The organism is uncultured Porticoccus sp. (assembly GCF_913061305.1).
Lineage (GTDB): Bacteria > Pseudomonadota > Gammaproteobacteria > Pseudomonadales > Porticoccaceae > Porticoccus.
Genome location: NZ_CAJXST010000001.1, coordinates 334144 through 357471 on the forward strand (window position 1 = coordinate 334144; position 23328 = coordinate 357471).

Annotated in this window: 21 protein-coding genes; 5 read left to right on the forward strand and 16 right to left on the reverse strand. The window is 58.7% G+C overall.

Annotation, left to right across the window (positions count from 1 at the left end; genetic code table 11):
- Positions 1 to 186 precede the first annotated feature (186 nt).
- The 9 genes from QZ516_RS01605 to QZ516_RS01645 are packed head-to-tail and all read right to left on the reverse strand — an operon-like array spanning position 187 to position 7905.
- The gene (locus QZ516_RS01605; protein ID WP_297185271.1) at positions 187 to 3120 is read right to left on the reverse strand and encodes a conjugative transfer ATPase; all 2934 of its coding nucleotides are present in this window, start codon (positions 3118 to 3120) and stop codon (positions 187 to 189) included.
- On the reverse strand, positions 3120 to 3569 hold the full coding sequence (locus QZ516_RS01610; RefSeq protein ID WP_297185274.1) for a TIGR03751 family conjugal transfer lipoprotein: 450 nt from the start codon (positions 3567 to 3569) through the stop codon (positions 3120 to 3122). The genes QZ516_RS01605 and QZ516_RS01610 overlap by 1 nt, the downstream gene beginning before the upstream one ends.
- Complete coding sequence (locus QZ516_RS01615) at positions 3550 to 4968, reverse strand: TIGR03752 family integrating conjugative element protein (protein WP_297185276.1); 1419 nt, start codon at positions 4966 to 4968, stop codon at positions 3550 to 3552. Before QZ516_RS01615 ends, QZ516_RS01610 begins: the two co-directional genes overlap by 20 nt.
- Positions 4958 to 5851 carry a TIGR03749 family integrating conjugative element protein gene (locus QZ516_RS01620; RefSeq protein WP_297185279.1) on the reverse strand — a complete coding sequence of 298 codons (894 nt, stop codon included), beginning with the start codon at positions 5849 to 5851 and terminating at the stop codon, positions 4958 to 4960. The genes QZ516_RS01615 and QZ516_RS01620 overlap by 11 nt, the downstream gene beginning before the upstream one ends.
- A gap of 10 nt (positions 5852 to 5861) precedes the next feature.
- On the reverse strand, positions 5862 to 6524 hold the full coding sequence (locus tag QZ516_RS01625) for a PFL_4703 family integrating conjugative element protein (protein ID WP_297185282.1): 663 nt from the start codon (positions 6522 to 6524) through the stop codon (positions 5862 to 5864).
- Positions 6521 to 6919, reverse strand: a complete 399-nt coding sequence (locus tag QZ516_RS01630; RefSeq protein WP_297185284.1) for a TIGR03750 family conjugal transfer protein — start codon at positions 6917 to 6919, stop codon at positions 6521 to 6523. The genes QZ516_RS01625 and QZ516_RS01630 overlap by 4 nt, the downstream gene beginning before the upstream one ends.
- A gap of 12 nt (positions 6920 to 6931) precedes the next feature.
- Complete coding sequence (locus QZ516_RS01635) at positions 6932 to 7306, reverse strand: TIGR03745 family integrating conjugative element membrane protein (protein ID WP_365332566.1); 375 nt, start codon at positions 7304 to 7306, stop codon at positions 6932 to 6934.
- Positions 7307 to 7324: 18 nt separating this feature from the next.
- Positions 7325 to 7558, reverse strand: coding sequence for a TIGR03758 family integrating conjugative element protein (locus tag QZ516_RS01640; protein WP_297185287.1), 234 nt, complete (start codon positions 7556 to 7558; stop codon positions 7325 to 7327).
- Positions 7555 to 7905: an RAQPRD family integrative conjugative element protein gene (locus QZ516_RS01645; RefSeq protein WP_297185290.1), complete on the reverse strand. Its 351-nt coding sequence runs from the start codon at positions 7903 to 7905 to the stop codon at positions 7555 to 7557. The genes QZ516_RS01640 and QZ516_RS01645 overlap by 4 nt, the downstream gene beginning before the upstream one ends.
- Before the next feature lie 205 nt (positions 7906 to 8110).
- On the opposite strand from QZ516_RS01645, the gene QZ516_RS01650 reads away from it, so the two are divergent.
- Positions 8111 to 9586, forward strand: a complete 1476-nt coding sequence (locus QZ516_RS01650; protein WP_297185292.1) for a hypothetical protein — start codon at positions 8111 to 8113, stop codon at positions 9584 to 9586.
- Between the two features lie 20 nt (positions 9587 to 9606).
- On the opposite strand, the gene QZ516_RS01655 is transcribed toward QZ516_RS01650, so the two are convergent.
- From QZ516_RS01655 to QZ516_RS01680, 6 genes are read right to left on the reverse strand one after another with little or no spacing between them, the layout of a single operon-like run.
- A complete protein-coding gene (locus QZ516_RS01655; RefSeq protein ID WP_297185295.1) occupies positions 9607 to 10356 on the reverse strand; it encodes a TIGR03747 family integrating conjugative element membrane protein in 750 nt (249 codons plus the stop codon).
- Positions 10353 to 12524 carry a type IV conjugative transfer system coupling protein TraD gene (gene traD, locus QZ516_RS01660; protein ID WP_297185298.1) on the reverse strand — a complete coding sequence of 724 codons (2172 nt, stop codon included), beginning with the start codon at positions 12522 to 12524 and terminating at the stop codon, positions 10353 to 10355. Before traD ends, QZ516_RS01655 begins: the two co-directional genes overlap by 4 nt.
- Before the next feature lies 1 nt (position 12525).
- The gene (locus QZ516_RS01665) at positions 12526 to 13020 is read right to left on the reverse strand and encodes an integrating conjugative element protein (RefSeq protein ID WP_297185543.1); all 495 of its coding nucleotides are present in this window, start codon (positions 13018 to 13020) and stop codon (positions 12526 to 12528) included.
- Positions 13021 to 13058: 38 nt separating this feature from the next.
- The gene (locus tag QZ516_RS01670) at positions 13059 to 13640 is read right to left on the reverse strand and encodes a transglycosylase SLT domain-containing protein (protein ID WP_297185301.1); all 582 of its coding nucleotides are present in this window, start codon (positions 13638 to 13640) and stop codon (positions 13059 to 13061) included.
- Entirely contained in the window at positions 13625 to 14350 is a 726-nt protein-coding gene (locus tag QZ516_RS01675) for a TIGR03759 family integrating conjugative element protein (RefSeq protein WP_297185303.1), read from the reverse strand. Before QZ516_RS01675 ends, QZ516_RS01670 begins: the two co-directional genes overlap by 16 nt.
- A gap of 52 nt (positions 14351 to 14402) precedes the next feature.
- Positions 14403 to 14909 (reverse strand): PilL N-terminal domain-containing protein, encoded by a 507-nt coding sequence (locus QZ516_RS01680; RefSeq protein ID WP_297185306.1) that lies wholly within the window; start codon positions 14907 to 14909, stop codon positions 14403 to 14405.
- 230 nt (positions 14910 to 15139) lie between these two features.
- Here QZ516_RS01680 and QZ516_RS01685 point away from each other — a divergent pair, with 230 nt between their 5' ends.
- The 4 genes from QZ516_RS01685 to QZ516_RS01700 are packed head-to-tail and all read left to right on the forward strand — an operon-like array spanning position 15140 to position 20925.
- Positions 15140 to 15616: a hypothetical protein gene (locus tag QZ516_RS01685; RefSeq protein WP_297185308.1), complete on the forward strand. Its 477-nt coding sequence runs from the start codon at positions 15140 to 15142 to the stop codon at positions 15614 to 15616.
- Positions 15613 to 18723 carry an N-6 DNA methylase gene (locus tag QZ516_RS01690; RefSeq protein WP_297185311.1) on the forward strand — a complete coding sequence of 1037 codons (3111 nt, stop codon included), beginning with the start codon at positions 15613 to 15615 and terminating at the stop codon, positions 18721 to 18723. The genes QZ516_RS01685 and QZ516_RS01690 overlap by 4 nt, the downstream gene beginning before the upstream one ends.
- A complete protein-coding gene (locus tag QZ516_RS01695) occupies positions 18707 to 19351 on the forward strand; it encodes a hypothetical protein (RefSeq protein ID WP_297185314.1) in 645 nt (214 codons plus the stop codon). The genes QZ516_RS01690 and QZ516_RS01695 overlap by 17 nt, the downstream gene beginning before the upstream one ends.
- Positions 19352 to 19374: 23 nt before the next feature.
- Positions 19375 to 20925: a hypothetical protein gene (locus tag QZ516_RS01700; RefSeq protein WP_297185317.1), complete on the forward strand. Its 1551-nt coding sequence runs from the start codon at positions 19375 to 19377 to the stop codon at positions 20923 to 20925.
- Positions 20926 to 20983: 58 nt separating this feature from the next.
- Here the strand turns inward: QZ516_RS01700 and QZ516_RS01705 are convergent, their stop codons facing one another.
- Entirely contained in the window at positions 20984 to 23263 is a 2280-nt protein-coding gene (locus QZ516_RS01705) for a DEAD/DEAH box helicase family protein (RefSeq protein ID WP_297185320.1), read from the reverse strand.
- Positions 23264 to 23328 lie beyond the last annotated feature (65 nt).

A 23328-nucleotide genomic window follows, 5' to 3' on the forward strand; every position in this document is an offset into this window, starting at 1 on the left:
GGAACCTCCTGGGTAAAATTGGAGGCACCTGTCCCGTGGGGCAAGGCCCCCTGGGGACAATGGCCCGAAGCGGGCCGGATTGATGGGGCATCCTCCATCACGGGTGATGGGCGTTCGCGCGAGGGATGCGGAGCGAACCGATCGATCAGCGTGGTCGAAACCACACCGTAGCCTTGAAGATCGTGGCTACCTGGGCATGTCGCCGACATCGTCGGCAGGCATTTCGGGATTTGTGTCGAAACTCTCTGGTGACAAGGGTTCGATACCGCGCGCCCGGTCGATCTTTTCCGCCACCTTGAAGGCGGCATCCAGCTCGCTGATGCCGTGCTCGCGCATCAACTGGTGGCGCTCGGCTTTCTCCTCGGGTTCGGTCATCGCCATGGCGAGATAGAGGCTCGGCGGCACGGCGCGGAACAACACTTCCATCGACTTCGACAGGATCACGCCTTCGCTGAACTTGCTGGACTCCTTGCGTGCCGAGCGCATCAGCGCCTTCTGCGCGGGATTGAGCTCCCGAAAACGGGCGACCTTCTCCACCTCGTCCGGGGGCATGGACAGGCAGATCCACCATTCGATCATCGACAGCATGGGCTCGGCGGCCTTGGGCAGGTCGTTCAGGTTTTGCGTCGCCAGCCAGAACCAGGCCCCCAGCTTGCGCCACATCTTGGTGATCTTGACCACGTAAGGGGCGAGCAAGGGGTTCTTGGTGATAATGTGCCCCTCGTCGGTGACGTTGATGATGGGCCGCCCCAGAAACTGGTCGCGCTCGGCAATGTTGTTGACCGTGTTGATCAGGGAGATATAGGCGATGGACAGCTGGGCGTTGTAGCCCTCGCGGGCAAAGGTGGCCAGATCGACGATGGTGATGTCAGCCTCGGGCCAGGGGGTGCCGGGTCGGTTGAACATCTGGCCATCGAGGCCCTGGCAGAACATATCCATGGCATCGGCCATTTCCAGCAGGCGGGCGCGCCGCACGTCGGGCAGCGTGGTATCGCTACTGCGCTGGCGCAGGGCGTCGCGCACGTCCTCGGTCAACACGGTGCGCTCGTTCCGTACACAACAGCGGGCCGCATCGAGGATGCACTGGCGAATCAGGCTGCGATCGGCGCGGGTCATTCGCGCCTCTTCCTTGTCCTCCCCGCCGGTGATCATCAGCCGGGCGGTGATTTCCAGCTCTCCCAGGACGTCGCGTTGCTCCAGGTCTTCCGGGCTGGTTTCCAGAGGACTGTCATCATCCAGCGCGTCGGCATCCAGGGTGAATACCTCGCTGGGGTTGTCGACCAAACGCCGGGCATCGCTGAACGGAGCCAGACTAACATTAGCGCCTGGCGCCAGCTTGACCCGATGGACGGTGAGCCCCAGTCGCTTGGCAAAGTCCCCGAACAGGCCGAAGGAGTTGCCCGCCTCGACGATAAACAGCCGCGGCCGGTAGATGGCCACCACCTGATTGAGGATGTAGTTCAGGGTGGCGGACTTGCCGGAGCCGGTCGGCCCGAACAGAAACAGGTGGGCATTCATCTGTCGGTCTTGCCGGTTCAGTGGGTCAAAGGTGATGGTGCCGCCGCCACGATTGAAGAAGGTGATGCCCGGGTGGCCAGTGCCCTGGTTGCGACCCCACAGGGGCGAAAGGTTGGCCGCATGCTGGGCAAACATCAGTTGGGTGTACCACTGGCGCCGGTCTTTGGCCGGATCAAACACGCAGGGCAGCCAGCGCAGATAGCTGTTGAGGGGCGCGACCTCATCCTCCTCACGCACCGGCTGCAGGCCGGCGTTGAGCATCACGTTGGCTAGCTGCAAGCCGCGGGCATCCAGTTCGGCCAGGTCGCGTCCGCGGATATAAAAGGCCAGGGCGCCGCGATAGAGTTTGTGGGCGCTGCCGATCAGCGAGCGGGCCTCCTGCGCATCGTGGCGAGCCTGCTCGGAGGCCAGCGTATCGCCAAGGGCTTTTCGGCCCAGGTAGTTCAGGTGCGCTTCCAGTACATCCTGGGGCGTGGCCACCAGGGTGAGGCACATCACCGTGTCATCGGGCATCTGATCGAACAGGGCGTTGAAGGCATCACCGCCCTTGCGGGTCTCCCCGGTGATATGGCCGGTGGTAGGCGGTGTGCGCAGCCGGTCGAGCACCATGACCCGGTGCGGCATGCCATCGAAATACCACACCCCCTGCTCGACATCGGAGCGAGGCTCGCCGAAGAACAGTCGCTGCGCGAAATCCGTACCACTGGCCAGTTCGACTTCTCCTGGTTCCGACTCTTCGGGGTAAGCGGTCAACTGGTAGAAGCGCTCGCGGTCCGCTGCGGTTGTCCCGAGTAACGTGGGGTTCGGGTTGAACCAGCGCAACAACCAGGCGTGGATGTCTGCGGCCTGAAGGCGACGGGCCTTGATGCCGGCGTTGGCCAGCCCGCCCAGCAATCGGTCACAGACCGCGGACAGGGCGTGTTCCGGAGTGTGTCCCCGACGCCGGGATACCCCGGGGGCACGGCGATAGATGACCAGCCGCACGCGCCGGGATTGACCGCGCCACGGCAGGCGGGTGACGGTGCTGTCTTCGAACAAGCCACCGGGCTTGGCGATGGCGCGCAGGTGGTGGGCCAAAAAGCGCTGGTAATACGCGCTGAAGGCACTGCCCTGGGCGCGGGGCTGGATGTAGTCGCGCAGGGTATTCAGGTAGCTGGACCAGTCGGTTTCATCCTGAACGTAAAGCTGCACCACCCAGGGCTGACCGTCCAGCTCATCGAAGCTGTCCTGCAGGGCGTTTTCCAGCGCGTCGCGGGCCTGCAGCAGCCATTGGGCTTCCCGCCCCTCGGTACCGATGGGGGTGAGCTCAAAGAACGCCGCCACCGATTCGCCGTCGTCCAGCAGCAGGCTTTCGGTATCCGGCAGGTATTCCACCCAGGGCAGCAAGTCGACGAACGATGGCTTGACGTCGGACAGGCGCTGTTCATCCGACGTTGTGGCGGACGAGCGTCCCCCATCACGCAGGCTGCCCGGCGTGGGAATGCCCTGGTCGTGCAGGGTCTCGAGGTGACGTTCCCAGGTGTTGGATGCTTCAGTGGGAACACGGTTGTCCTCAGTAGAGCGGCAGGGTGCCCGCCATGGCCAGCGCAATGATTTGGCCATCAGTAGTCCTCCACCCGCTCGCCGGGCAGGGCGTATTGCACCCGTTGGTACAGGGGAAACACGGTGCTGTACCCTGGCACCGGTACTGGGTCGGTGCCCGCCAGGTGCGGGAACACGTACATCACCAGGTCGGGATTGGGCAGGCGTTTGAATTGGCTGTAGATCTCGTTTTGCGCCGTGCGGCTGTAGCGAGCCTGGTCAGCCGTAGCCCCGTCGATCTCCTCTGAAGTCAACGGGCGACGCAACGATTGGCGTGCATCCAGGAGTTCACGGGCGACGCGGCCACCACCGGTGCCACCCCCCGCTTCACGGCTCCAGATGTCGTGCATGGTCTGGCCGTCGTGGGTGAGCAGCTCGTCCTTGGTGGTGGCGCAACCGGTCAACAGCAGTGCGCTCAAAATGAACGCGGTGCCCTTGACGCCCAGCGTGCTAATCGAGATCCGAACCATGGGAGCCTCCGAGTCGGTGATCGACCCGGCGCCCGGTGGCGTCGTAGTCGATGGTGAGGGATTGCTCGATGTGCACGGCCACCTGAGCGCCCGGCTGCACATAGACCGCCGCGAAGGCCTGGCCGTAGAGCTTGTTGACCCACTGGGACATGTCTTGCACACCACCGGCGAGGATTTGTCCCATGGCTTCGTTGGCGGAGATGCCGACGGTGCCCAGCGAGCCATCGCTGCCGATGTAGGACATCCGTCCGCTGTCGGAGTCGATCAGCGAAGCGGCACCGGCGCCCGCGGCGGTGATCAGTGCCTGGGTGCCCAGGTATTGCTGGGCATTGCTGCGCCGTTGACCGCTGACACAGGGAATGCCGTGGGGATCGCTGATCCAGCCCAGACCATCCAGAATGTCGTTATTGCTGCGGCTACTGCTGGTGTTCCGCCCGTCCTCTTCCGGCAATGTGCGGATGGTGCCGTCCTGAAACACAAAGGTAATCGAGCGAATCTGGCCGCGCACACAGGACAGCGTCCAGTCCCCCGAGGCGGTACCGCTGACCACGGCGCCCGCCACGTCCGGGATGTCGATGCCGTTGGCGGTGAGGTTGTCGGGGCCGATCACCACCTTGAACGGGTAGGGGTCGTTGACTGTGCCATCAACAGGCACCCGGCCAACAAGGGCGGTCATGGCCACCGAGCCCATCAAGGTGGCGTTGGCAGGCACGGTGTAGACGGCTTTCAGCGAAGACGCGCCCACCTGACCGTCGCTGGCCCGCCCCAGCGTCTCGTTGGCCGAGTCGATCGCACCCCGGGCAGGCCCAAAAGCGTTGGGAAAGGCGAAACTGCCGCGTTGGTTGCTGCGATCCTCTGCGGGCTGGGCGTCGTCCGGCTCGATCCAGCGTACCCCAGCGCCGAAGCTTTCGCCGTCACCGGCCTCAAGCCCCAAACCGACGGGCAGGTCTGCAGGGTCACCTTGACCGGACATTGCCTGGAACTGGCGTTGCAAGTCCTGTAACAGACTCTGGGCCTGTTGACGTTCACTGGCGACCTGCTCACGGTCCTGGCGCAGCTGGGCACGCTCGGTATCCAGGGCGGTCTGGATGCGCTGCTCAATGGACCGCTCGCGCTGACGCAAGCGGTCGTTCTCCGCCCGCTGGGTGCGGTTGTCGGACAGGGATGATTGCAGCTCATTACGCAACTGCCGCACCTGGGCGACCAGAGTGGCCACCGTATCGTGGGGGGTATCGCCCTCGATGCCGAGGGCGCGCTTCTCCTCCGGGGTCAGTGCCAGGCCGGCATCTGGAGGCATGCCACTGGTACCTGGGTCACCGGAAAACAGCCGGATACCAGCGAACACCAGCAGCGCCAACACCGGCAGCATCAGCCACTTGAGCAGACCGTTACTGTGCATGGCCCGCTCCCTCCGCATCACCAGAGGCAGCCGATGCGGGTAGATTGATCGTGACATCAATGGGGCTGATGGCCGGCAGCAGCGCTTGCGCCAGGCCATGGTCGCGGGTGACCAAGTACACCACCGTGGTGTCCCGTGAATCCCCGGCAGGCCCCAGGTTGGGGTGCTGGAAGGTCGCGGCGACAAAATCACCCTGCAGGGCCCTCGGGTCGAGTGCAATCCACCGGGTGGCGGTATTGGTCAGGCGCACGGCGGTGACCCAGTGATCCTCCAGACGCCAGGTGGCCAGTGCCCTGGCACTGACCGGCAATGTGGGTAGTAGTGTGTCCAGCGCCAGATGAAGGCGAAGGTTCCCGCGCGAGAGACCGTTCACGGGCTCGACGGTACGCAGCGGTGCGTAGAGGCTTTGCGCTGCATAGCGCGTCAGAATCACCGGAACCGGCGTCTCCCGCGCGGGATTCGGGGTGGTGGCATTCGGCACCTCTGAGTTTTGTGGTGCCGTGCCGCCATAACGGGGGCTGATGGTCTTGCCTTCGACAATGCGCACCGGTTCGAGCGGTGCATCACCGGCGCTCGCCGCGATATCAATCAGAATCAGGGTGCCGTCATCGGCGTCCTGCAGTTGCAGGCGGGTGGGTTCGATAGTGTCCTGGGCCAACAGGTAGAGGGCACCACCGGCGCTCTGGACCCGCAGGCGGTTGCCGATCGATGCCGGTACTCCCACGCGCACGTTGCGGTCGATGAACACCACGCGCTCATGGCCGACCACCAACGGTACGACCAGCGGCAGCCGTTCCCACTTGAGGATTTCCACCGCGTGGCTGCTGGCCATCCAGCCAAGGGACAGCGCGCAGCAAAACAACGTGGCGATTAAGCGGTTCATGGCAACTCCTTTACCGGGTCACCGGAGCGATAGTGGGTGAAGAGGGTTCCGCCTCAATGCGCTGCGGTGTGCCGTCGTAGCAATCCAGCGCGAGGCCAAAGGGATTGCGCTCCGGATCGACATCCAGACGCACGACCTTCAATGGGTAGCGCACCAGGGCGCGTTTGACCTGCTCGGTGCCGTGGTACTCATCAGCGGCGATATCGAGCGTGACCACCCAGTCCCGGTGGGATACCACCCGCACACGCTGGGTTGGATCGTCACCGAAGCCGCGGCCCGGAATCTCGTAGATGCCTCGAACCCGCTGACGCAGCTCGCCCGTACGCTGTCGTTGCTCGTAGTCGAGCTTGAGAAAGTGCCCGCAGGCGGGCGTCAGGTAGGGTGACAGCGCATGGATATTGCGCGCGTAGTCTTCCTCGCCGTTGGTGGGCCAGCGGTTGAGCTGCTGGAAAATGTAAAAGGCAAAGGCATAGACCGACTCCGGTGGCACGTCCCACCAGGGGCGCACGCTGCCGGAGCGCAAGTCCGGAGGCACATGGATGGTGAGGTCGCGGGGCGCATTCCACCAGCCCACCCCCAGTACCAGAGCTATCGCCAGCAATGCGAGTGCACCCAGGCGCAGGGTCTTGATGTGGGCCTGAAGATGGGTGATCTCATTTTTGAACCGGCTCATGGCGATGACCTCCGGGTCGTCCAGTACCCCGAGCGTGTGACCAAGTCGGCACCGCCAATCAGGGAACCAAAGCCCCTATACCGCCGGGCCAGACGCCACTGAAGCTGCCGGTACAGCCAGGTATCCGGTCGCCCTCGCTTGTGGCGGCGCAACGTATTGCCACCAACAAAGACGCCGAGGGCGACCGTAATCACGATGACCGTGGGCATCAACGCTATGGTTGCGGTCAGCCAGGCCAGCACCAGACCGATGAGCAGCCCGGCGCTACCGCACAGGCCAACACAGATCCACAGCTCATCGGCCGTCAGCCCGCGCACCACCACCGGCTGCCGATTGAGCCGGTGTGGCAGGAAGGTCACTGCGTCGTCGTGCTGGCGATCCACAAGGTCCGTCATGTCGCGCGGCCCTTACAGAATGCCGGTGGCTTCAGTGAGCAGCCAGATGCCGACCACCAACAGAATCGCGCCAACTGCCACGGTCAGGCCGAACTGGCCCCAGGTCTTGCGACCGGTATGGATTTCTGAATAGGTGCTGTAGGCGTGGTAGCAGATACCGACAAACATCGAGGCGACCACCAACAAGGCCACCAGCAGCACAATGTCGTAACCGTAATTGCGCAAGGTTTCCATGATGCCGCTGCCGGCACCTCGGGAGGGGTCTTCCAGGGTGGGCAGCCCCTGGGCGTGAACCAGCGGAGCCAGGCTGAAGGTGAGCAAGGCTGCGCTAAACCGGTGAGCGTTTTGGATCAGGTGGCGGTAGTGAGAAGTCATATCACTGAACATGGTGAAGTCCTCAGGAGGTCAAGACAGCAGGAAGAAAGTCAGCACCACGTACATCGCCACGAACCGCACAGCGACACCCAGGAACTGACGTTGAGAAATGCGTGCTTCGGCCCAGCCGACATAGGCCGTGCGCAGCGCCCAGGCACCCCAAAGCAGCAGCACGGCAAACACCAGACTGACGAGCACCACGGACACATCCGCTGCCGTAAAGCCGGAATTCGCCTGAAAGGCGGTTGCCTGGGCGGGATTCACTGATACGCCTCTGAGGTTTGGCGATACTGGCCAAGCAGCTCGACCGGATCACGGGGTTGAGCACGTTCGGGAACCAGGTAATCACGGACCCCCTGGCGAATGCGCTCAATGTCCTTGTGCAGGCGCTCGTAGTCGAAGTAGTAGCGGCTGCCGTCCTGGCGAGGCAGGCTGGCGCTGTGCTCGGCCAGGCGGTCGATCATGTCGAGCTGGCGGATCAGCGCCGCCAGTTGGGCATGCTCGGTGGCACCGTCCCCAGCCAGTACGGGCTCGATAGTCAGGGCAGAGACGGCCAGCAGCACGGCGATAGCGCGGTGCCATAGGATGTTGCGGCTGCTGTGGTGTGCCATCGTGCCATTCCTCGTGGAGCGAATGGCACGATGCTGGGGTATGCGGTCAGATTGCGCCGCAATGAATAGGAACAGAGTGACTACCGGATTTTACATGCCGGTGATATGAGATTAGGGAGCTCTGGTGGCAATTTCAGGCTGGTCAATGAAATGCGATAATCAGTAACCTCGAATTTGTGTAAGGCCTGGCGGGCACCAAAGCGTTATGACTGATTTACATGAGCTGGTGAAAGGGATTATTGAAGACATTAGGAAGCATCAGGGGACTTCGCCATCGTCTAGATGTGAGGGCGATAATTTTCCTCGGATAATCGGTACGGGTGATGGAGGGCAAATTCATGTGTCACGAAAAGTAGACGAGTTAATTGCCGATGTTTCACGAAAGATTATGGCGCGTGACACCACCCTGAAATCACGCTTTTCTGTTAAGGATTTTACGGCGATGGTTCGCAGGGACTTCGGTCCAGCATTGGCAACCATAGACTGGGATCAAGATATAGTTCAGAGCACCATTCGAGTCTCGAGTGATGTTGAAGAGGCAGTGGCGAGAGACATAGACTGGACGTTGAAGAAAGGAGAGCTTGAATATGCGTTCGGATGCACATTATTCAGTTATGACGATATTCCTCCGTTTGAAATCGGCCCAGTTCGATTTGAACCCAGAGTTGATTGGCTAGATCGTAAGGCGTCAGATGATCGGTGGGCCCGTGTGGGACCCGGTGGCCGCATAGAACGGTTTTCCGAAAAAATTGCGGATGGGATGATCTCAAAAATAACACACCGGCGCATTTTACGAACATGGAAAGGCGAAAAATTGAAGAGACGAATGCCTTCTGCTGACGCTCATGATGAAAAAGTTATCCTTGAGGCGATTGGGGATTGCCAATATGTCTGCTCCGTCAATGTTCCGGGGTTCGGTGGAGATACAGGTCAACATAAAGCGGTACTTGCAGCACGGCTCGCGCAGGCAACGGTCTCCTTGATCTGGGAAAACTCCTCAATGGCACTGGATGGAATCAGTTTGCTTGCAGAAAGGAAAAGGCCGTACGGAAGAACACTTGCTTTCACAACTGAAGGGCTAATGTTGGCAAATGGTTTGGGAGCAAAGCGACTACATGCGCCGTGGGTTGATAAGGAGGAACTAGCTGAAATCATTAATGACTTTTCTGGTTGTTTCACTGTGGCAGGAGAGGCGATCGCGGCTTACCTTGATCCAGATGGGGGTAGTGAACGACCGGCATTGATGAATGCTATTGTCCATGCGTTGCTTTGGTTTTATGAGGGATGCCGTGAAACCGTTGATCAAATAGCTATTGTCAAATTCTCGTCAGCCATGGAGGTGCTAACCGAGGGATTTGTATGGAAGGCAGGGAACGGAAAAAAGCAAAAGGGAGGGCAGCCGGCGATTCGTGAACTGCTCAAGATCAACCTTGGAATAGATGAAGATAATGTCATTACCCGGGACGGGAAGACTGCGAAGGAAGTTGTTGAATTGATCTACAGTGCGGGGCGCAATCGGATGATCCATGGCGAGAATAAAGCGCTTGGTAATGATTGGTCGATAGAGAGAGCTATCGCTGAAAAACTGTCCAGGTACAGCCTTGTAACCCATCTAGGTAGGGTCTCTGAAAACCCTTTGTTTGATAATCCAAAACAACTCTGGCAGAAAGATGGCGGATAATTTTGTACAGCGCAACAGCCTCACAGATACTTCTTGAAGCTCCCCGCTGTGATATCCACCGCCACCCCCAGCAACATGGCACTGGGTAGCAGGATCAACAACGGACTCACGCTGACCGGCAGCGTCAGATAGGTCACCCAGGGCAGCACCAGCAGCGGCATCAAAGCGGCCTTCGCCCGGTGGTAGACGAAGCCGGATTCCCGTCCCGCACCGAACCGACGGATGTCCCGGCGTACGAGCCCATCTACCAGCCCCACAAAGGCGGCCATGCAGAACAAGGGGAGCATCAGGCACAGCACCAGCAGGCGCACCAGGAAGACCAGCAGGGTATAGGCCGCGGTGATCAGGTAGCTTTCCAGGTGAACGTAGACCACGCCCAGGTAATAGCGGAAATCCCGGGTGGCATTGTCAGCCCCTGCGCGGGCTTGGGTGGCGGCACCCTGCATCCAGTCCATCAGCCCGGTTTTGACGAAAACCCACTCATGGGCTCCGTCGATCAGTCGATGGGCTGTGCGCCCTGGCTCCTGTACCACCACGCTGCGAGTGAAGTGGGTCGAGAGTTGATCGAGTTCGTAATGCAGCATGGCCTGAGCATGGCGCCATCCCTGTTCTGGCCAGAACAGGTGCATGCCGACCCACTCAATCAGGATGCACAGCAATAGCGAGCCGCAGAGCACACCGAAGAAGCGAAAGGGCAGCGAGACCACTGAACCCACCAGGTTGCGCTGCCGTGTCTGTTGTCGCTGCGCAGTGGCTGCGGGGTCGCTCATGTTGTGTCGGTTCCGGCGGTCTCGGCACCGGTCATCTGTTTGAAGCCATCCAGCAGGTCATCCGGCAGGCTCTCATTCTGCAGCTCGGGGTTGCCCTGGTTTTCCCACCATTCGCCTGCATCTGAGTAGTGCTGACGCATGTAACCGGCCAGCGCCTGCAGGTCCTTCGGCATGGCCTCGTCGGGGTCGGGGGCCGGCAGCGGCATGCGCAACTTCCACAGGTTGCCGCCTTCGAGCAGTGCGAAGGCCTGGCCTTTGGGGAGGTTCACCACATGAGCCGGTTCGATCAGCGGTACGCTGGTCGAGGTAATGCGATCCTGGGTGTTGGAGGTGAAGGCGGTGTGCCCTTGGGGGTCGGAGGTGTCTGTTGCCCCGCTGACGATGGAGGTGGTGTGCACCTCAACCTTGGGCAGCTGCCGGGTCAATAGCTCGGCAGTGGCCGTCTCGCGCACCCGCAGCATGAACAGGTTGTTGAAGTTGCCCACAACCTGTCCCGCCTTGGCCCGGTTGCCGATCCGGGCCTCGATATCGCTCAGGGTCTGGGTGTAGGCCGTGACCTGAATTCCGGCCCCACCGCCCTTGTTGACCATGGGGATGAACTCGTCACCCATCAGCTCATTGAACTCGTCGGCATGGACGTTGATGGCGACTTTTCCAGGGGGGCTGGTCGACCCTCCGGGCAATCCATCGTCAATGCCAAACTTGTAGATGTGCCCGGCCACCGACACCAGGTCGGAGAACATGGAATTGCCCACCGCCGCCGCGACTTCGGCATCCGACAGGGCATCCAGCCCCACGTAGACCACGGCTCGCTTGCGGATGATCTGCATCCAGTCGAAGATTGGCCGCGGATCGTGCAGGTCGGCATAGTCCGGCGCCAGCAGTTGTGAGATCTTGCCGGTGGTCAGCTTCTCCAGCAGCGGCAGCAGGGAGGCGACAATTTTGTCGAAGTAGGTCCTGTCGTAGCGTACCGCTGAGCGCAGTCCGTCGAGTACTGGATCGTAGACCCGCACCTGGGACAGGTATTGCTCAATAGCCACGACACGCTTTTCCCGGCCGACCATGTGGCGGGGAATGTTTTTGTCGTTCAGCCGGCCTTCGAGCTGCACGATCACTTCCCAGGCCTTCGGCTCGGTTCTGGAAAAAAAGTGCTGGGCGTACTCGATGAACAGTGCATCGATGTTGACGACGTGGCGCTGGATCTGCAAATAGTCGGGGCGTCGCCCCAGCTCCACCAGGGCGCGAGCGATGATATTGACGAAGCGCCAGGCGAATTCGCGAAAGGCGGCGCTGTTGCCCTCACCGGAGAGTTGGCCGGCAATCCGTGTGGCCACCTCCGAGATACGCCCGAAACGGCCCACGGCATTGTAACGGGCGGAGATGTCCGGCCAGCCGAGATGGAACACGTAGAACTCGCCCTCGCGTCCGGCGCGCCGGGCTTCCACGTACATGCGCTTGAGCAGGTCGGCATCGCCCTTGGGATCGAAGACGATCACCACCTCGTGCTCCCCGTTGACCCTGCGGCGAATATCCTGAGTGATGCACAACTCGGCCAGCCGGGTTTTGCCGACCCGGGTGGTGCCGAGCACCAGAGTATGGCCGACCCGTTCACCCAGTGGCAGGGAGACGTCCGTCTCCATGGGCTCGATACCGTGCAGCCGCGGCAGCCCGCCCACCGGTGGCAGGGGGCGAAGTGGATTCAGGGGATGATCCCAGGCGGTCACCCGGTCAAGGTATGGCAACGGAAATGGCGCAAATTCCAGTCGTTCCTCCAGGCGACGGACGAATCGATAGGCCGGCGTGGGCTCGACGTAGCGGCGAAACTCAGGACGGTAGGTCTGCATCAGCCGGTGGGTATGGCGCTGATCCCAGCGAAAACCCCGGCCAACAAACAGCCGTTGCTGACTCACCGGCACGTTCCGGCTGGCCATTACGTAGCGTGGGATACGCCTGATGTTGCGGCGATAGTGAAGGATTGCCCGCGCGTCGCGAAAGCGGATGGCGGCAAAGGTCAGAAAGCCCAGAGCTGCACCCAGCCCCAGTAGCGGGGTGAGAGCCAACGACCACGGCGCAAATAGGCACAGTAGAGCCGCACCGACACTGACTGCAACGCTGTACAGTTCGACGGCGGGTCGCAGCATGACCTCCACGGCATGGGGCTGGGCCATGTCACTGCTCGAGTCCGGTGGCGGTGATCAGCACCGGGTAGTGCCGGATCTCAAGGCGCTGTGCCAGGTCGTCGCCAGAGGCAGGTGCCAGGGTCAAGCCGGGTGCCAGGTCTCGCAAGTCGGCCAGTCCTTCGGCAGTGTCGACATTGACCACCAGACCTACGGCACCAAGCGTCCGCAAGCTGGCCGCTCGGTGTTGCAGCCAGGTGCGGGAAAGTTCGTCGTCGCCCACCAGGAACAGGGGGCGAAATCCTGCAGCGTCCATAGGCCGGCGTTCCACCTTGCCCGGCGATAGCAGCGCCGATCGTACTGGCAGCATTTCCGCCTCTCTGATGGGCTGGTTTAGGGCTGTTGGCACCTCCCCCTGTTCGGGTAGGGCTATGGGTGTGCCTATGGGCGGTAAATCCATGGACTGGTAATACGGCAGCGCTGAAGCGCCACCCCGGTCCTGAACGACAATGAGTGGGGTGTCATCGGCAGAGGCTGAAAGGCTCATTATTCCCAACAGCCAACACAGGGCACGAAAACGAGCTTTCAAGGCAGGTCCTCCTCAGATGCGGTCAGAGCTGCAGATCCACGGTGAATGCGTGACAAGTGTTGGTGGATGCTGCGCCGGTAACGCTTGGCTGGCTTGCCACCGGCTGGGCGGTGATAGCGACCAACCGCATACAGCCAGCCTTCATCGGTCTTGTACTGTTCGCGCAATATAGCGGCGGCGATAGCCAGGTTTTGATACGGGTCGAGGAGGTCGCAGGGATGAGTCACCCGATGGGCGTGGTAACCGACATTGATCTGCCCAAGCCCTACGTCGATACGGCGAGCGGGAGTAGTTTCAAGGGCGGTTGTTAGCTCGGCACAGGCCCCATCCCGGGTGGCGAGCCGCCGAGGTTGACCGGCGACATTCAGTGTCCATGGCCAGGGAACCTGCCTGCCCCGTATGCCTGTGCCACTCTCCTGCAAAGCAATGGCATAGAGCAGTGCCGAAGGCACCCCGGCCTCGTGGGCGGCCAACTGATAAGCCAGTGGCGGGAGTACGGTATCTGCTGTGCTTGGCAAAACGACCAGCCAACCCAGGCAGATGACCGCCCAATGAGGGGAGGTCACAGACGTTGCCATTGTCCGCCCACCTCACGGACCACGGCGGGCAACTCACCCTGCACGCCGATAGCTAGCCAGCGCCCATTATCATGGTTCAAGGTGATGGCGCGGTCGCGAACCTTGTCCGGCTCAATGCCCACACGCTCAGCCCATTGGCGTACACGGGCATCCTCCTGGCGGCTGTCGACCAGATACAGATCGAACTCCGCACCCTCCGTCTGCAGTTGTCGGACGCGCCGCTCACAGGCTGGGCAGTTTTCCTTCACGAACACGGCCAGCCGGGTGGGCTGGAGGCTGCTTTGAGGCAGGCCACTCGAGGCTCTCATGTCAACACGCAGAAGGTTCGGATAGAGTCGCTGCCACGCTGCATCATAGGCGCGTTGATAGGTCAGCAGTTTCTCGACGCGGCGAGCTTCGGCCTGTACCTGGAGCTCTGCATAACGGCGGCGCTCCTCCTCGTCACGCGCCTCAATGCCCAGCACCGTGAGCGGGTCCAGGTTGGGTGAGTAAATGCCCAGTGGCCCCTGCATTAGTTGCTGATAGCGCGTCCACTCCTCGGGTTTGAGTCCCCAGTCCTTTGCCAGGCGTTCGTCGAGTGCTGTGTCGTTTGTCATGCGCTCCTGGCTGGACACGATGCGAAAACCAGTGGCAGGGGCGGTCTGGGCAAGAGCCAGAACTGGAGCCAGGGCAATCAGCGCCGCCAGAACGGGAGTTATGTGGGATCTCACGGTAGCCACCTGTAACAACTGGCCAGGACAGAATCGCATCCAGTCTGGGTTCTCACGGTAATGCCTCCAGACGGGGTGTGAAGCACACTTGTCGTGCTCGATCATCCACCTGCAACTCCCAGGCTGGCCCGGCCAAAGTCAGCAGTGCATCATGGAGAAACACAGGCCCAAGCCGCAGATGGGCCGCCGGTAGGGATAGATCGTAGAGCGGTGCCGAGTTCGGGTCGTCGTCACACAGGGAATAGCCGGAACTCTGCAGTACATGGCGCAGGCCATCTTCCACCGATAGTGGCGGCGTTCCCGGGATGGACACATCGACCACTTGCAGCAGGAGATTTTGCTGGGCCGCCTGGGGCGTCAGTTCCACCAGTGTGTACCGACCGTAGCGGACGATTGGTATCCAGTCGCTTGGTAGCGGGACTAAAGCGGCTTCAGTCCCCGGGAGATTGGGAGTAGGGGCAACGGTCGACGTGGCACAGCCAGTGCCTAGGATGGCTTGGATAACGGCTGCGAAGAGAACGAGGCTCCTAGAAGGGACATACAGGCGGATCGCTGGCATGTGGTGGTATTCCTAAAAATGTGCACTCCCAGGATCTCAGGGGAAAGCTGGTGAATCCGCAGAAAATCGGCATCAGCGGATGACCGGATTCTGATCTAGTTAAACGCATTGCCAGAATTTCCGGATTAGATACTGGCCCGGCTGATTGAGAAACATGAGCCGTGGGGCGATAGGAAGATACGGGGTTTACCCCGTGTTGATATGGGGGCTTTTCCGGGTTAGTATTCGGCATGCGCTATACACAGGGTCAGATTCGTGAACTACTATCCATCTCGGTGGATGCGTTTCGCACATGGCGGGATACGATCCCGGCGCTGGCTATGCATAAAGGGCATGCCCCCACATTCACTCCTGGGGATGTTGTTGCTATGGCGATTGTGGCCGAACTCGTCCGTGATTTTGGCATCCGCGTTGGAACAGTCGGCGCACGTATGGATCAACTTTTTCGTGAGTGCAGGGGAAAATCCTGGCTTTCACTTGAGAGCTGTGTCGCCATAATTGAAGCTGACGGTATACGCCTCGTTAATCCGGCCATTCAGTACAACCGAGTATCTGAAACGTCGGCTATCTGTGTCCCTTGCGCACCGATCATATTGCGTCTTCGCTCCGAGCTCACTGCGAGCGAAGCAGAACAAATTCAAGGCGCTCTCCAGTTTCCTCCAAACTCCGTCAGTACGCAGCTTGAGCGGCGTGGGAAGCGAGCATGACTACGACTGAAAAATCCCAATTAGGGTCGGAGTGGAAAGAGCGGTTAGGCCTAACACATCGGCGATCCCCCGAGCTTTATGAGTCGGCCGAGGCGGTCAGGGATGTTCCCCATGCGCCTGCAATTCGCGCGGCGCTCACTGAGATGGGTCTTTCCGCGATCTTTTGTGTTCAAGGAGTTCCCACTGTCGCGATCCTTGCCGCCGAGCAGTATGATCGTGCTTCCGTTATCGACCTGCATGGCATGCTTTGGAATCAGGGCTTGGCGAGCTTGTTACTTGTTATCGCTGACGACACGCTGAGAGTTTTCTCCCTTGCCCGTACTCCTCTCAACGAACCGGGAGATATTTTTGAATCTCGCTGTCTGATTGATAGCCTCAGCCTTACAGCTAAAGCCTTGCGGTTTCGCAATCTTATCTATGGTGCGGAATCGGGACGTCTTTGGCGGGACTACAGCGACTACTTCCAGTCGAAGGAGCGCATCGATCAGGTTCTTCTCGATAATCTGAAAACCTCACATGGCCTACTACAGGCTGCTGAGCTCACTCCCGATGCGGCCCAGGCGTTGCTCATTCAGACAATGTTTATCGCCTATCTTGAAGATCGAGGTATGGTGAGCTCGGACTATTTCAAGGCGATTTCCAAGAAGCGTGCTGAGAGTTTTTCGGCGCTTCTAGAAACCGCTGATATCAACCTGTTCCGTTCTTTTTTCCGCACTTTGCACGAAGATTTCAATGGAGATCTCTTCGTTGCTCCGTGCTCCTTCGAGCCGGAGGCCGAGGCGCCGGAGATCAACCCCGCTCATCTAGCAATATTGGCGCGATTCAGATCTGGTCGTGAAGAAATGGCGCATTCAGGCCAGCAGCGATTCTGGGGGTATGACTTTCGCTACATTCCAATCGAATTGGTCAGCGCGGTCTATGATCGCTTTCTCGGCGACCGTGAAGCTGAACGTCGCGCGAATGGTGCCTATTACACACCTATGTTTCTTGCGGATACTGTAGTATCCCAAGTTTGGGATCTGTTGCCCTCTGAGACAAGGGCGAGCGGGAGATTTCTTGATCCTGCTTGTGGTTCAGGCGTGTTTTTAGTTCGCTCGTTTCAACGGCTCTGCGAGTATTGGCGATCGAAACACAAGAAACAGACCATACCCTGGAGCAGTTTGTTATCGCTGCTAAGTCAAATTCACGGTTGGGATTTGAATGGCGGTGCCGTTCGCGTAGCGGTATTTTCACTCTACGTAGCACTGTTAGAAGAAGTGTCGCCTCGCGATATCCGCAAACTCATTAACAGAGGCAAGTTTCTACCAACACTATGGGGGAATACGCTCGTTTGCCACGATTTTTTCGATGTGCTGCCGGATACAGCTCAATACGAAGTTATCATCGGAAATCCGCCGTGGACTAGCCGTCGTGGGCCTGACCGCTCATCCGTGCAGTGGAGCAAGAAAACCAAACAGCCGATGCCAGGCCGCGAAGATGCTTGGGCATTTAGCTGGAAGGCGCTCGCGCACCTTTGTGACGGCGGGCTAATCGCATTTTTGTTACCATCAATGGGATTTTTGCACAATCACGCCCAAAATGCGGTGGATGCGCGTGATGCATTTTTCAAGAAGTCCCAGGTCCGTAGGATAATCAATTTCGCGGATCTTCGCTTTCAGCTTTTCGAAAAGGCCCATCGTCCAACAGCATTGATAATCTACAGCAGAGGTGAGGTTGGCGACTTTCCTTATAATTTCGATTACTGGGCGCCGAAAGCCGATCTGAATCTTCGCATCAAGCGTGTTATCACATTGAGTAGTGCTGATAAGACAGTGCTCAGCGTAGGTTCCGTCCTGGATAACCCGCTAATTTTCAAGCAACGACTTTGGATGCGTGAGCCCGATGCTAAATTATTCGGCTACTTGGATCGGCTCCCGAAGCTGGGCGCATTCATTAAGGATTTTGGTAGTCTAAGCCGCCGACGCGAAGCGCCTAATGGCCAATGGGTCATTGGGCAGGGCTATCAGCCGTTCAATGCGGACCGAGAAAATAGCAATGCGCCTCTTTTAAGCAGCGAATATGTCGGTCGCTTGGCGGATCTATCTATCGCCGCCTTCTCGCGTATTGCCCAGGTGGCGAATGGTCTAAAGCCAGCTGCTTCTTCAGCTGTGCGTCGACGCGGTTTCGAGGCTGGATTCGGTGGTACCCGTATCCTTATTCCTCGCGGAGTCGAGACCTCGCAGAATCGCTTGCGGGCTGCTTACTGTGATGAGCCGCTGACCTTTCAGCATATATTTCAAGCGATCACTGTGCCAGAGGGGCACAGTGACCGTGCAAAAATTCTAACAGCGATTCTTAATAGCCGCATCGCGGTTTGGTATGCGTTTCACGGAACGGCGTCTTTTGGCTCAGACCGACCGGAAGTGCAGCAGGCTGATCTGCTTCGGTTGCCTTTTCCTTCACTTGCGGATGTGCCTGATAAGGACGCAGCCACTCATGCTGCTCATAAACTTATTGCTATTGTCGATGAAGCAATGCTGCGGTCTAAAGAAGCGTTTCCAACTCAAGTTGATGAACTAGAGACTCTCCGCGCGATTGACCAGCTGACATATCAATACTTTGGCCTCTCACCTGATGAAATTGCGCTCATTGACGATACGATTGAGTCTATTTTGCCTGCGCTTCAACCTCATGATGGACATTTTCCCAAACTGTGGGGCGAGCCGGACCAGCTCCAACGCAAGAGTTATGCAGACACGCTAGCCATCAGCCTCGGGGAATGGTTCCGTGGGCAAAGAGTCGGGGCTTGTCTTGTGGCGCGGAGCGCCGACCTCGCGATTCTCCGTTTGCGTTTAGGGGGGCAGGAGGAATATGCCGAAGAGCCAGTGGGAGAAATAGGACCCGTTCTAGAAGAGCTTTCCGTCCACATTAACCATCCGCTTGAGGGTAATTTTCAGCTTATGCCAGATCTGCGAGTTTTCGTGGATGACTGCCTCTACCTTATCAAGCCCATGCAGATGCGTTTCTGGTTGCGCTCTACCGCGCTTGCAGATGCGGACGGAATCGCACTCGATCTTCAGCAGGCCTCCACCACCAAGGAAGGGGGCATGGATGCTGGTTGGCGATAGCCAGACGTGGACCGACAGTTTCATTTCGTTCGATGATCGCTTTCTGGAGCGAATTGCGGTCGTGTGGCCAGAGTGTGTGTCAGTTCTTTCGGAGCAGCCTGGGGAAGATGATATCACCATCAACTTAGTTGACCGCCTAGCCAAGGATGCTATCGTACGCCGACTTTGTCATTGGGTGGAGTACCAATATGAGCCATTCGGTTTGGCAACGGATGGATCGAAGTATAGCAAGGGGATAATTGATATTGCTGTGCTTTTTGACTGGGAGCGCGAGCACTACCTAGCCTATGAATGTAAGCGCTTGAATATAAAAAATTCAGGCAGTCGCAGCTCCCTGGCCACTGTTTACGTTACCCAAGGAATGATGCGCTTCATGACTGAACAGTATGCTGAGCATCTGCCTGTTGGTTGCATGTTGGGTTATGTGCTCGATGGCGACATTTCTTTTGCAAAGGGAAGATTAACACGGGCTATTACCAGCCATACTCCTCTTGCTCTCCTTGATGGGCCAACGTCGTTCAATACGATTGACACAATTAAACGCTTTAGAACGCGCCATACACGTACAGCAGGTTCAGAGATCGAGATTCGACATGCATTGTTACCGTGGGTATCGATGAAGACGTAGATGGTTATCTGTGACAAGCTTCCATGAACAACAAGACCGCATGGGAAGAATCTGCTGAATCAGAGGGTACGACCGAGTCCGAACGTATCCTCACTCGACTCGCTCGTAAGGCCTTCCTCAGCCTTTGGAGTTACCCGAATGTCTATAGCGATGAGGGTAGACGCAATGGAAAAGGCGACGGCAAGGAACTCGTTGACCTTTTGGTCGTCTTTGGCGACGATGTGCTGCTGTTTTCAGATAAAAGCTGCGAATTTCAGTCTCATGTAGATGTAAGCGTTGCTTGGTGCCGATGGTATCGGCGAGCCATCGAAAAATCTGCAAGACAGTTATCAGGCGCTGAGAATTTCATTGAGAGGTTCCCTGAGCGTGTGTATCTCGATAAATCCTGTACTATCCAGCTGCCTCTCACCATCCCCAATCCGCGAGCAGCTCGATACCACCTCATTGCGGTGACTCGTGGTAGTCATATTGCCGCAAAGCAGTACTTCGGTGGTGGGAGTTCGGGCAGTCTGATGCTATCGACCCATCTGCGGGGCAGAGCTGACCATGAGAAGATGCCATTCCATATTGGGCAACCGCTAGAGAATGGTCGATTCATCCATGTCTTCGACGAAATTACGGTTAACTTGTTGCTTGACGAGTTAGATACTGTGCCAGATTTCATCGCCTATCTGAGGAAGAAAGAGAAATTCCTTGACCAAACTGGAGTTATCGTGTCAGTTCCGGGCGAGGAAGACTTGCTGGCTCGATACATGGCAACCATTCGTAATGATGAGCACGCATTTCCTGCAGTGGCTCAGGGTGTGGATTATGTTGCCCTTCCAGAAGGCGATTGGGAAGTCTATCTCAAGAGCCCACAACGGGCAGCCAAAAAGCAGGCTGACCAAATCAGCTATATGTGGGATGCGCTTATTGAACATCATAGTACGTTTATTCGGTCAGGTGAGGCTATTTCCAGTCCTTACCTACCATCTGACAATTCCGTGGATCACGAACGAATTGTACGTGCTCTCGCCGAACAGCCCCGTTTGGCGAGACGGGGTTTAGCATCGGACCTACGCTATGCAATGCAGCAGAGCGACCCAGGCCGTATGTTTGCACGCGTAAAAATGACGGGGCGACCTGTTAAACAAGTATTTATATTTCTGACAATTCCAAAGACCTCAGGAGAGGATTATGCAACGACTTACCGAGAGCGGCGAATGCATGCTCTTACGGTGTACTGCCATGCTGTGAAAGAGAATATGCAAACGCTTGAGGAGGCTATCGGGATTGCTTGTGAACCGTTTTCAGAAGGCGAAGCTTCGTACGATTTTATGTATGTAGAACTCGCACAGCTGTCCTCCGAGGAGATTGGATTCTGGCGAGCGCAGGCCGACGAACTTGAAATTCTGCGACCGAAAACTGAAATGATGCTTTTTCGAGACTCTGAACGTGAATTTCCTGCCCCGTATAGGTTTGTAAACTCTCCTGCTATGCACATTGGACCTGACGGTATACCTATGAATCGGGCTGAACGTCGTCGAGCGGACCGTGAGGCCCGGAAGCGGACCAAGAAGGCTAAGAAGCGTTGACATTTCCAACTGTGTAAAAAGGCGGCCCCCGAGGGGGCCGCCAGAGATCAATCGCTACTCAACTCACCAACTGCCGCGCCAGCGCCACCTCCACCGAGTCGCCATCCTGATTCAGAACTTCCAATCCGGATTCCGGCACGTCTCCCGACGTGCTTTGTGACACGGTGATCTTCTTGGCCATCAACCCCAGGCAGGTCATCTGCCAGGTGGCCGAATAGCCCAGGTAGATCACCCTGACGGGCTGCCTCTGGCCAATTCGCCAGGAACGGCGAGCCGCCTGTTGCAGCGAGTAGACGTTGTAACCCGACTGCATGAACACAATGGTCGGGAACTCCAGCAGATCCAGGCCGGTTTTCACAAGCTCGGGATTGGTGATGAGCACGTCGATGCCGCGATCCAGCTGCTCGGCGATCCAGTCTTCCCGGCGGGAGGCATCCACGCTGGCGCGCAGTACCGCCACCTTAAAGCCTTCCTGCTCCAACAGCACTTTCAACCGTGACGTGGTATCCCGTGTCCCGGTGTACACGCTGTAGACCAAGGTCTTGCGACCCGCTGCCTTCTCTTCACGACAGATATCGATCAACTCCCGCTCCTTCGGCATGATCTCCATATCAGAGAACAGAGAAGGAGTGAACGCCAGCAGGTTGCGGCTTCGCGGGTGCGTGACCGTCTCTGCACGGAAGCAGGTGTCCGGCCAGGCCAGCAGCACGTTGAGTACCACGCCGAGAAGCGTTGTGTCTCGCCGCGCCAGGGCCTGCTTCAGCTCAACGGTCAACTGCCCCGCCAGGCGTGAGTAAGCCTGGGATTGCTCATCGGCCATCGCCACTTCCCGGAACTCCTCGTCGTAAGGTGGCAGCACATTACCGCCGATCTCCTTCAACTTGAGGAACACCGTGAACGGCAACACACAACGCAGCACACCTTTGGGACCAAAACCCGGGGCCTTGACGGTTCGCACCGTGATCTTGCTGCCCTTGGCGGTCTTGTGGGCCGATCCGTTGCTCTCGGAGTAAATGTCCTTGAGTACGCCGTGATCACGCATAAACGCCATCGCGGCCGGTGTCAGACTGCCCTGCTTGCTGGGTCGATAGCCGTCTTCGATCATTCTCGACGGCAGCGCTCGAAACAGCAGGTAGAACAAGTCATCGCCGTAACCACCCATCAGCGTACCGGTGAGCAGTAAGGTCTTGCGCACCTTGGAAGCCAGAACACCCATCGCTTGTCCCTGGGCAGAGCCCGCATTCTTGTACTCATGCGCCTCGTCGGCGATGAGCAGGTCGAACGTGCCTTGCGGCAGGTAGCGCTTGATGAACTCTGATGGCTGGTAGCCGCCTTCACCGAAGCCGAACTCCATCGAGGCCATGGCGCGCTCCATGCGCTGGGCCTGGCGGTCTGAAAACACCAGCTCACCGTTATCGTCCATCAGGTTGATGAACTCGTACAGGTTGTCGCCCAGCATGGAGGCCAGGAATGACTCGCCGAACTTCTTCATCAACTTCTGGGCGGTGACTTCACCGATGGTGGGAATACGCTTGAGCGCCTTGAGCACAGCCTGGGACTGATCGTTGGTTGATAGCCGACGGGGGCGAACCAGCGTCCACAGCGCCGAAGCACAGCGGTTGCATTTGCGACGTGATTCCGCCGCTTCCAGTTCGATCGGATTGACCGGCTCACCGTCGAGATCGGTGATGACTTGCCCACAGTGTGGGCAACTGCCGACCTCGCCGTGCCGGGTCCGCCGACGCACGAATACGGGCTTCCAGTGGAAACCCATGCGCATACGCACGCGACCGAGAACGAAGAACTCCGGTCCTTGGGACGGCACGCCCAACTGCTCACGCAGTTTGATGAGCTTGACCAGAGTATCCGGGCCATTGAGTACCCAGACCTTGGCGTTGGCCACGGTCTCCTGGATTTCCCGCCGCCACTTGTACACCAGGTGGGGTGGCGAGAGCACCAGCGTACGGCGATAACCTTCGGCTTCGAGTACGGCGGCCGTCGCGATACCTACAGTGGTCTTGCCACAGCCCATCTCGCCGTTGACGATGGCGGCGCGTTCGCCGCGATCGACCAACAACTCGGTGACGGCATGCACTACCTCAGCCTGAGCCGGAAACAACTGCCGTTTCAGATTCGCCAGTAGGGTCTGGCGGTATGCCCGTGCCTGGCCGGTATACACCGGAGGATTGGCGCGATTGAGGGAGTCGAGCAACTCGTCGCCAAACTCGGACACAAAGTCCTGCAGGCTGATGTCGAGCGGGGATGAAGGCTTGTCCAGCAGGTCGCCCTGCACAGTGGTGTCGGATGAAAGGTTTTCAGAACAAGTATCGAGGGACATGATGATGCTCCAGATAGAAGCGGGGCATGCACCTCCCCCAGTGGGGCGATGGCATGCCCCAGGGT

What these genes read in the sequence shown, in the direction of transcription:
- QZ516_RS01610 (WP_297185274.1), bottom strand. Translation starts at nt 3,569, where the DNA reads ATGGTTCGGATCTCGATTAGCACGCTGGGCGTCAAGGGCACCGCGTTC.
- QZ516_RS01705 (WP_297185320.1), bottom strand. Translation starts at nt 23,263, where the DNA reads ATGTCCCTCGATACTTGTTCTGAAAACCTTTCATCCGACACCACTGTG.
- QZ516_RS01700 (WP_297185317.1), top strand. Translation starts at nt 19,375, where the DNA reads ATGAACAACAAGACCGCATGGGAAGAATCTGCTGAATCAGAGGGTACG.
- QZ516_RS01645 (WP_297185290.1), bottom strand. Translation starts at nt 7,905, where the DNA reads ATGGCACACCACAGCAGCCGCAACATCCTATGGCACCGCGCTATCGCC.
- QZ516_RS01685 (WP_297185308.1), top strand. Translation starts at nt 15,140, where the DNA reads ATGCGCTATACACAGGGTCAGATTCGTGAACTACTATCCATCTCGGTG.
- QZ516_RS01690 (WP_297185311.1), top strand. Translation starts at nt 15,613, where the DNA reads ATGACTACGACTGAAAAATCCCAATTAGGGTCGGAGTGGAAAGAGCGG.
- QZ516_RS01680 (WP_297185306.1), bottom strand. Translation starts at nt 14,909, where the DNA reads ATGCCAGCGATCCGCCTGTATGTCCCTTCTAGGAGCCTCGTTCTCTTC.
- QZ516_RS01630 (WP_297185284.1), bottom strand. Translation starts at nt 6,919, where the DNA reads ATGACGGACCTTGTGGATCGCCAGCACGACGACGCAGTGACCTTCCTG.
- QZ516_RS01635 (WP_365332566.1), bottom strand. Translation starts at nt 7,306, where the DNA reads ATGTTCAGTGATATGACTTCTCACTACCGCCACCTGATCCAAAACGCT.
- QZ516_RS01695 (WP_297185314.1), top strand. Translation starts at nt 18,707, where the DNA reads ATGCTGGTTGGCGATAGCCAGACGTGGACCGACAGTTTCATTTCGTTC.
- QZ516_RS01625 (WP_297185282.1), bottom strand. Translation starts at nt 6,524, where the DNA reads ATGAGCCGGTTCAAAAATGAGATCACCCATCTTCAGGCCCACATCAAG.
- QZ516_RS01655 (WP_297185295.1), bottom strand. Translation starts at nt 10,356, where the DNA reads ATGAGCGACCCCGCAGCCACTGCGCAGCGACAACAGACACGGCAGCGC.
- QZ516_RS01605 (WP_297185271.1), bottom strand. Translation starts at nt 3,120, where the DNA reads ATGGCCAAATCATTGCGCTGGCCATGGCGGGCACCCTGCCGCTCTACT.
- traD (WP_297185298.1), bottom strand. Translation starts at nt 12,524, where the DNA reads ATGGCCCAGCCCCATGCCGTGGAGGTCATGCTGCGACCCGCCGTCGAA.
- QZ516_RS01665 (WP_297185543.1), bottom strand. Translation starts at nt 13,020, where the DNA reads ATGAGCCTTTCAGCCTCTGCCGATGACACCCCACTCATTGTCGTTCAG.
- QZ516_RS01620 (WP_297185279.1), bottom strand. Translation starts at nt 5,851, where the DNA reads ATGAACCGCTTAATCGCCACGTTGTTTTGCTGCGCGCTGTCCCTTGGC.
- QZ516_RS01650 (WP_297185292.1), top strand. Translation starts at nt 8,111, where the DNA reads ATGACTGATTTACATGAGCTGGTGAAAGGGATTATTGAAGACATTAGG.
- QZ516_RS01670 (WP_297185301.1), bottom strand. Translation starts at nt 13,640, where the DNA reads ATGGCAACGTCTGTGACCTCCCCTCATTGGGCGGTCATCTGCCTGGGT.
- QZ516_RS01615 (WP_297185276.1), bottom strand. Translation starts at nt 4,968, where the DNA reads ATGCACAGTAACGGTCTGCTCAAGTGGCTGATGCTGCCGGTGTTGGCG.